This is a genomic window from Candidatus Neomarinimicrobiota bacterium (genome assembly GCA_012964825.1).
Classification (GTDB): Bacteria; Fidelibacterota; Marinisomatia; order Marinisomatales; family S15-B10; genus UBA2125.
In genome coordinates this window covers 62626-70513 of the sequence record DTTI01000028.1, presented here as the reverse complement: position 1 = coordinate 70513, position 7888 = coordinate 62626, and the positions used below count along the sequence as shown (strand labels likewise).

At 49.2% G+C, this 7888-nt stretch carries 6 protein-coding genes and 1 tRNA gene; 5 read left to right on the top strand and 2 right to left on the bottom strand.

Features of this window, described 5'->3' with window-relative positions; translation table 11 throughout:
- Nucleotides 1–1446: DUF4910 domain-containing protein (locus EYO21_02285; protein HIB02639.1), on the bottom strand; the 1446-nt coding region annotated here is incomplete at its 3' end.
- 108 nt (nucleotides 1447–1554) lie between these two features.
- Between EYO21_02285 and EYO21_02280 the strand changes: the two genes are divergently transcribed.
- From EYO21_02280 to EYO21_02260, 5 genes are all read left to right on the top strand, one after another.
- Entirely contained in the window at nucleotides 1555–2151 is a 597-nt protein-coding gene (locus tag EYO21_02280) for a DNA-3-methyladenine glycosylase I (protein HIB02638.1), read from the top strand.
- Entirely contained in the window at nucleotides 2148–2645 is a 498-nt protein-coding gene (locus tag EYO21_02275; protein HIB02637.1) for a DUF4442 domain-containing protein, read from the top strand. The genes EYO21_02280 and EYO21_02275 overlap by 4 nt, the downstream gene beginning before the upstream one ends.
- 216 nt (nucleotides 2646–2861) lie before the next feature.
- Nucleotides 2862–2935: transfer RNA gene (locus tag EYO21_02270), tRNA-His, on the top strand.
- A gap of 108 nt (nucleotides 2936–3043) precedes the next feature.
- Nucleotides 3044–4414 carry a YjgP/YjgQ family permease gene (locus EYO21_02265; protein ID HIB02636.1) on the top strand — a complete coding sequence of 457 codons (1371 nt, stop codon included), beginning with the start codon at nucleotides 3044–3046 and terminating at the stop codon, nucleotides 4412–4414.
- Nucleotides 4411–5691 (top strand): thymidine phosphorylase, encoded by a 1281-nt coding sequence (locus tag EYO21_02260; GenBank protein HIB02635.1) that lies wholly within the window; start codon nucleotides 4411–4413, stop codon nucleotides 5689–5691. Before EYO21_02265 ends, EYO21_02260 begins: the two co-directional genes overlap by 4 nt.
- On the opposite strand, the gene EYO21_02255 is transcribed toward EYO21_02260, so the two are convergent.
- Nucleotides 5688–7868, bottom strand: a complete 2181-nt coding sequence (locus EYO21_02255; GenBank protein ID HIB02634.1) for a PBP1A family penicillin-binding protein — start codon at nucleotides 7866–7868, stop codon at nucleotides 5688–5690. The genes EYO21_02260 and EYO21_02255 overlap by 4 nt on opposite strands.
- Nucleotides 7869–7888: the final 20 nt, after the last annotated feature.

Here is a 7888-nt window from a genome sequence, read left to right as displayed (position 1 = left end):
CGGCCCAAGATTTGACAAATAAAACATGGCGGCTGTGGCAATTATTTCGCACCGTTCCAGTTCCACGGGATCGACCTTGTCAGGAGTATCCTCAGACGTATGATGAGTATAATCGGGTGAGTGGGAAAACATGACACCCGGGATATCAAGATCAATAAACATCATATGATCACTTCCGCCACTGTAAGGTGTCACCCGGTAGTTAAATGCAGAAAGACTCCCTCTGGATGTTCGGATATCCATCCCGTCCACCATCTCGGCCATGTGGGCCACCACATCATTCACAACTGACGGTAAAGAGTCAGGCACCCGGGTTAAAATCAGTTTTGAGTGAAGTAATTCAAGGTGCTCTCCCACCATATCCATATTCATGTTCGCCAGTGTCTTGCCACCTCTGGCAGGCCCCACCATTTCAGGATTTTTATCAATATAGGCCATTGTGCCATGCCATTCAGGTACCCATAAAAAGCGAAATGTTCGTTTCGGTCGGGGTAGGAGGCCGTCCCCAACAAGCTTATGTATGGTCTGAGCTATATCGAGGAGAGCAGCCGAACCGCTGGCGTTGTCGTTGGCAGACTCCTTAGGATGATCTAGATGAGCGGAAAAAACAAGCTCCTCACCGGAACCATGTGAACCAGGAATGGTGGCCACAACCACATCCATAAAGAAAGGTTCTAGCCCCGTTCCCTTAGAAACACCTTTCAGAATTACTTTCTCCCCGTTCTCCAAAAGTTTTTTCAGCTTGTCACCTTGGCGGTTGGTAAGGTTGAATCCAAAAGTGACATTGTCAATTTCATCAGGTTTAGGCCACATACCGGTGTACTGGAGCATGTCAGGGTATTCCCTGGCCCTTTCATCATCCAAGTAGCACACCACAGCCTTGGCTCCGTACTTCAGTACCGCAATACGGTGGACAGAACCCCCGTAGCCTGTTGCCAGTACAAATTTGTCTTTAATATTTTTGCCCATATAGTTTTCATCACTGGTACCGGCCCCTACCCAAACCAGTTCAGCTGTGACATCGCCGGGATTAGAATAAGTGATAAGGCTCATGCCGATCTCGGGATAGCCCACAATTCTTTCTTCGTAGGGCTCAAGCATACGTAGCTCGGCGTAGTCTAGGTCCCAGCCGGAGGGAGACTGCCATGTCTGATAGTGGATCTTTCCATCAGACGGATAGGACTCGACTAAAGCGTTACGGTCGGAAAATCCGGACCGCCGAAGCTGTTGGAGTACATACTGCGCCGCATTCCTGTAGCCACGCGAGCCCTGGATACGGTTGTGTCGAGTAATCTGGATAACATGATCCTTTGCCCGCTCGCCACTGAGGGACTCATGAAGAAGATCGCGTAAATCATCAGACAGAAGACTCCTCTGTGCTGAAATGAGTGTTAGAAGAATGAGTCCCATAAAGGGAAACATTACTCTTGTTTTTTTCGTGCTCATATACCTTGAAGGTTCCTTTGATTAAATGTCGGAAAATCTTCCTCCGTCTCATCTCCAAAACAAACATTTTCTCCCGTCCCTCCTCTTATTTTCAGTAAGTTCTCTCCAATGACCCGAGAAGAAATAGGCGGACAAAAGAGATGCCAGTGGGTTCCATTGAACAAACCACTTTACGTGAAATATCATGATGAGGAATGGGGTGTGCCTGTCACTAATGACAGGAAAATGTTTGAATTCATTGTGCTGGAATCCTTCCAGGCAGGACTAAGCTGGGAGATTATTCTCAACAAGCGCGAGAATTTCCGGGAAGCCTTTCATCAGTTTGATCCGGAAAAAGTTGCCACTTATGGTGAAAAAATGATCGATGAGCTAGTTCAAGATGCCGGCATTGTCCGGAACAGGCAAAAAATTGCGGCAGCCATCAACAATGCTCAGCAGTTTTTGAAAATTGCTGGAGTATCCGGTAGTTTCTGCGACTACTTTTGGCAATTCACAGACAAAAAGCCCATCATCAACAGATGGAAAACCTATGAAAACATCCCCGCGAATACTACACTGTCTGATACCATTTCTACTGATATGAAAAAGCGCGGTTTCAAGTTTTTCGGCACCACTGTTTGTTACGCCCATATGCAGGCGGTGGGAATGGTGAACGACCACACTGTGGACTGCTTTCGCCATGGGGAGTGCCTGTCACTGGCATGAGTTTTCTTTCCGAAGCGACCCGGGCAACGGTGGCGATCCGCACTTTCGGCTTCATGAAGATTCCGCTGCTTTGGGCGTGCCGACCCAAAGTTGTAAAGATTGATGATAAAAAGTGTGTTGTAAAAATCCCTCACAGGCGAAGAACGAGAAACCACGAAAAAGGCCTCTACATTGCGGCGATGACGGTGGGTGCTGAACTCGCCTCCGGTGCCTTGGCTATCCGGACTCTCGGTTACGGCAAGGGAAAGAAATTTATTTACAAAAGTTTCCGCGCGGACTACCTGAAGCGGGCTGAAGATGATGTCTATTTCACCTGCAATGAAGGCACTGCACTGAATGAATTGGCACAGCAGGCAAAGGAAACGGGCGAAAGGCAGAATATGTCTATCCACGTGACAGCCACCGTACCGTCCAAACTTGGGGATGAGCCTGTGGCGAAGTTCATCTTAACTCTCTCAGTCAAAGATGAAACCGGAGCCGTGAACCGGGAATAATTCTATATCTCTTCTCTCTGAAAAACTTTAATCCGGGGCCCGTAATTCTTTGACGAAAGAACATGTGTAACAACCGGCCAGAACTCGGCAAACCACCGTTTCATACTCTCCGTTACAATATATTAAATTCCCAATGTAGAAGAGGTACCCAAAGTTTAAGATAACTCATTTGGTGACTCTGGAGGTGTAATTCTCTCGCTGTGAGAAAAGACACTGGTGGGGGTAGCTCAGCTGGTTAGAGCTCCAGGTTGTGGTCCTGGTGGTCGCGGGTTCGAATCCCGTCCCTCACCCGCTAGCATTAGGCGATCTCCGTCTAAATATGTTAATGGCTCAAACCTCATTACCTTTGTATGCGGTTATCTCTTAGCTGTATTTTTAGTTGAATCAAGCTGGCAGTCATGAAACTCCTTACACGGTATATTCTTAAAGAACACTTTCTCCCTTTTCTATACGCCCTGCTCATTGTCATCTTTCTGCTTTTCACCAACTTTCTCCTAAGAGCAGTGGACCGATTTCTGGGCAAGGGACTTCCAATAGATATTATCCTGGAATACCTTTTGCTGAACACAGCATGGATCATTGCACTGGCGGCACCGGTGGCTGTTCTGGTGGCAACACTCATGGCATTCGGTCGTTTTGCCGAAGATAACGAGATCACAGCACTGCGCTCCTCAGGCGTCAGCTTCACTCGCATCCTGTGGCCTGCCCTCACTTTTTCCATCCTTGTTGCTGTTCCACTTATGATGTTCAACAACACCGTTCTGCCTCATATGAACCACAACGCAAGAATGCTGGCCAGGGATATTTACCGCAAGCGACCCGATTTAAACGTGGAGGCAGGCTATTTCATCGATGACTTGCCGCAATACAGTTTCATCGTGAAGGGAAAGAAGGGCGACAGATATCAGGATGTACATATCTACGGCAAGGACAGGACTGTAACACAAACTTCCATCCGGGCGGAAGAAGCGACTTTCCGGCCACTGGATGACGCCATCCTGGTTACGCTCTACGACGGTGAGATCCACGAAGTAGAAGTGACCAACTATCAGAACTACAGGCGAATCATTTTTGACCGTCACCGGATCATAATCCCGGCAGAGGATTTAACCCTCCAAAGAAGGGAAACGGGCTCCCGCTCAGATAGGGAGATGACCCTAAATATGATACATGAGAAGATTTCGGGCTACAGTGAGAGAGTCTCAGCCATTGAAGAACGTATCGAAAAAGAATTTGAATTCAACTTCCCGGACACCCCCATCCCTCCCACCATGGAGGATCTTATAATAATGGTGAAGAATCAAAAAGAAATTGAGAAAGAAGAAACAATCAGCGACCCTAATCGCCCCATCAGTAAAAGTCAGGATTTGGAGAACCTTTCCATGCGGGTTCGCACTGATTATCAGATGATTGCCGGCTACGAGAGGAGTATCAACCGGTACACGGTGGAAATCCACAAGAAATTCTCTCTACCTTCAGCCTGCATCGTCTTTGTACTGGTGGGTGCACCGCTTGGGATCATGACCCGGAAGGGAGGCTTTTTCACAGCCATTATTTTTAGCTTCGGTTTTGTACTCCTCTACTACCTGTTCCTTATCGGTGGTGAAGAAATGGCGGACCGAAACTATCTCCATGGTGCTATTGCCATGTGGATGCCGAATATCGTCCTTGGTGCTGTGGGCATAGTCATGACTTACCAGGCAACACGCGAGCGAACTGTATTCCAGCTTCCTTCCTCCCGCAAAAAGGGAAAAAAGCACTCCAAATGAACATCGAAAATATCGTCCGTGAAAAGACGGCGGGCGGTGTTAACAGACCTTCCGAGATTGTTCAGATCATACACGCCTACAGCGAGAAAAAGCTCAGCGATGAAAAGATGACACGGTGGCTGAAGGCCGTTTGTAACAAAGGCATGACAGATGAAGAGACACTGGCTGTGGTGAAGGCCATGGTCACCTCTGGCGAACGGCTGGACTTTTCGCACCTGGGAAAACCAGTGGTAGATAAGCATTCAACAGGCGGCGTGGGAGACAAGGTGTCACTTATTATTGCACCCATTCTGGCGACCTGCGGTTTGGCCGTTCCAATGATCTCAGGAAAAATCCTAGCCCACACTGGTGGTACGCTGGATAAACTTCAGTCTATCCCCGGTTACAGGATTGACCTATCTATGGAAGAATTCCGCCAAACCGTGGAAGGGGTAGGCCTGAGCCTTACAGGCCAGACGTCTGAGATCTGTCCTGCCGACAGAGAGATGTATACCCTCCGTGACAGAACAAACACTGTTGTTTCCATCCCCCTCATTTGCGGCAGCATCATGAGTAAGAAGATTGCTGAAGGAATCGAGGCGCTGGCCATGAACATTACGGTAGGGAACGGTGCCTTCATGAAAACACTCAAGCATGCGGAAAAACTGGGCAAAAAACTGAAAATGGCCGGTAAGCAGTTTGGCGTTTCCACCAAAATTGTCTACAGCCGAATGGACCAGCCGCTGGGCCGCGAAGCCGGTCTTTGGAATGAGATTCAGGAATCAATAGCGTGCTTGAAAGGTGAAGGCGAACCGGATCTCATGGCTGTGGTCACTGAACTGGCGGAACCCGTTCTCAAATATGCAGGAATTAAGAAACCGCTATCCGCGGTGGAAAAAACCATCACTTCAGGCTCAGCCATGATGAAACTTGAAGAAATGATCGAAGCCCACGGCGGTGATTCATCTTTGATCCACAGCTCTGATACCATTCATACACCTTCTTTCGAGAAAGTCATTGAGGCGGAAAACTCCGGTGTTGTCCGGTTCATGGATACAGAGAAAATCGGCTGGGCTGTCAACAGTATCACTGTTTTCGATGGAAAAGCGGGCAGGCAGATTGATCCCTCAGGAGGTGTGCGGTTCGAAAAGAAGCTGGGAGAAGAAGTTGCGAAAGGCGACCCCTTAGCCATTTGCCACGGTAATAGTGAAAAGGCCGTCAGCCAAGCATATCCTCAGATAAAATCAGCCATCGAAATTGGTGTTGACCCTTTCACACCTGAGGAAGTGATTATTTAATCGGATCTTTCCCGCAACCTGCGCGGCGAGCCTTCTGTATGGATTCGGCAGGAACGGGTAGGGGCATACTTGGTGATGAAAAATTCCTCTTCAGTAGGACAATACCGCGTGGGATAGTCTTTCGAGACACTGCAAATCTTTTCTTTTGAAATCCCGTCAGGCTGAGGAAAATCTTGATGCTTCCACCCCATGCTGTCGTGTGCTGCTTTCATGAACCGCGCCCAGGCCGGCAACGCCGCCCGGGAGCCGTCCTGTTTCGAGCCCAAACTCACTTTGGGATCATCCACTCCAAACCAAACGCCCGCCGCTAAGTACGGTGAATAACCGACAAACCACGCATCGGTCCAGTTCTGAGTAGTGCCGGTCTTCCCACCGGCAGGATGGGTGAACTTGTACATCCACCGGGCCCTTCCACCGGTCCCCTGGTCCAGAACTGTACGCAAAAGATCGGTCATCATGAAAGCAGTTTCTTCACTTAACACTTCTTCCCGGTGGGGTGAATACTCCTTGATGGTCACGCCAAATCTGTCCACGATCCTCTGAATGGCCATGGGCTTGCTCCAGACGCCGCTGTTGGCAAAAGTGGCATAGGAGGAAGTGATTTCAAGCGGGTAGACTTCCGACGTTCCCAAGGCGATGGCGTCAACGGCACGGATGGGTGTGGTGAGGTGCATTCGGCGAGCAGTGTTGGCCACCACTTCCGGCGGTACCAACTCTTGTACCATTCGTACTGAAATAAGGTTCAGCGACCTTCTCAATCCTTCTCGAAGAGTGGTGAGTCCGCCTGTGGATCCGTCGTAATTGGTGGGCATCCACTTCTCCCACTCCCCGGAAGCGCTCTGTATGTTCAGCACCACAGGCTGGTTCAGCAGCTGGTGCGTTACGGCGTAGCCGTTGTCAATGGCGGTGGCATAGATAATTGGCTTAAAAATAGATCCCGGCTGACGTTGCGCTTGCGTCGCTCTATTGAACTGATCGTAATAATCAGGACGCCCCCCAATCATAGCTTTGATGTGTCCTGTCTTTGGTTCCACGGCAACGAAAGCAGTTTGTACAAGAAGTTTGTCACGCAACTCTTCGAAAAGAGGCGCCTTCCCTTCCATCATCACTTTCACTGAATCTTCAGGATAGATGCCAAGATAGGCCAATTCTTCGAACTCATCCCTGTTGCTAAAAAGGCGACTGTTGAGTTTCTTTTGGTTCGCTTCCACTGTTTGCATAACGACATCCTCGGCCACTGTCTGAAGCCGGCTGTCCAGCGTTGTATAAATGATAAGACCATCCCTGTAAATGTCCAGGTCCAGAACTTCATCCTCCTGCTCAAGAATCCTGCGAACGTGTTCCGTGAAGTAGGGCGCTTTACCGAGTTCGTCTCTTCTGGGGGTAACTCTCAGTTCAAGGGCCCGTGCTTCGGTATACCTGGACTGTGTGATCAAATTTTGTTCGCGCATGAGACGAAGCACAACATTCCGCCTACGCATTGCCCCCTCCGGATGATTGATTGGACTGTAGGTGGCCGGTCTGGGCAAAATGCCCACCAACATGGCGCATTCATCCAGAGTCAGGTCCGAAGCATCCTTCTTGAAATACCTTTTCGCCGCCGCCTGAGCACCGAAAGTACCATGGCCAAAGTGAATAGCGTTGATATACATCTCAAGAATCTCTTCCTTGGTGTATGTCCGCTCAATCTGAATGGCGGTAATCATCTCCTTAAGCTTCCGGGTGATGGTCTTTTTGAAGCCGATGGTATCGTAGAGATTTCGAGCCAGCTGCTGGGTGATTGAACTGAACCCTTGCCTGAAACGGGGGGGTGGAATGGCGTTGATGACCACTGCCCGGATAACATCACGAAGCGATATCCCCCAGTGGGAATAGAACCGCCGATCCTCTGACGCTACTGCCGCATTCACCAGATCCTCAGGAATCTCCTCCAGATCCACAAAGACGCGTCTTTGGGTGTAAAGTTCCTTCAGGAGTACACCGTCAGCGGAAAAGATGCGTGTCACAAGATCGGGATCATAGTTTTCCAACTGTTCCAGAGAAGGGAGATCGCGGGAAAGAAACCAGATATAACCGACGCTCAGCAAAGTGAACCCAAAAAATGAGATCAGTACACGGAGGATGAGCCTCCAGATTGGAATGGTCTTTTTCTTTTTCGCAACCACAGGTCCGGAAATTAAAGAATTCGGAAACCGTT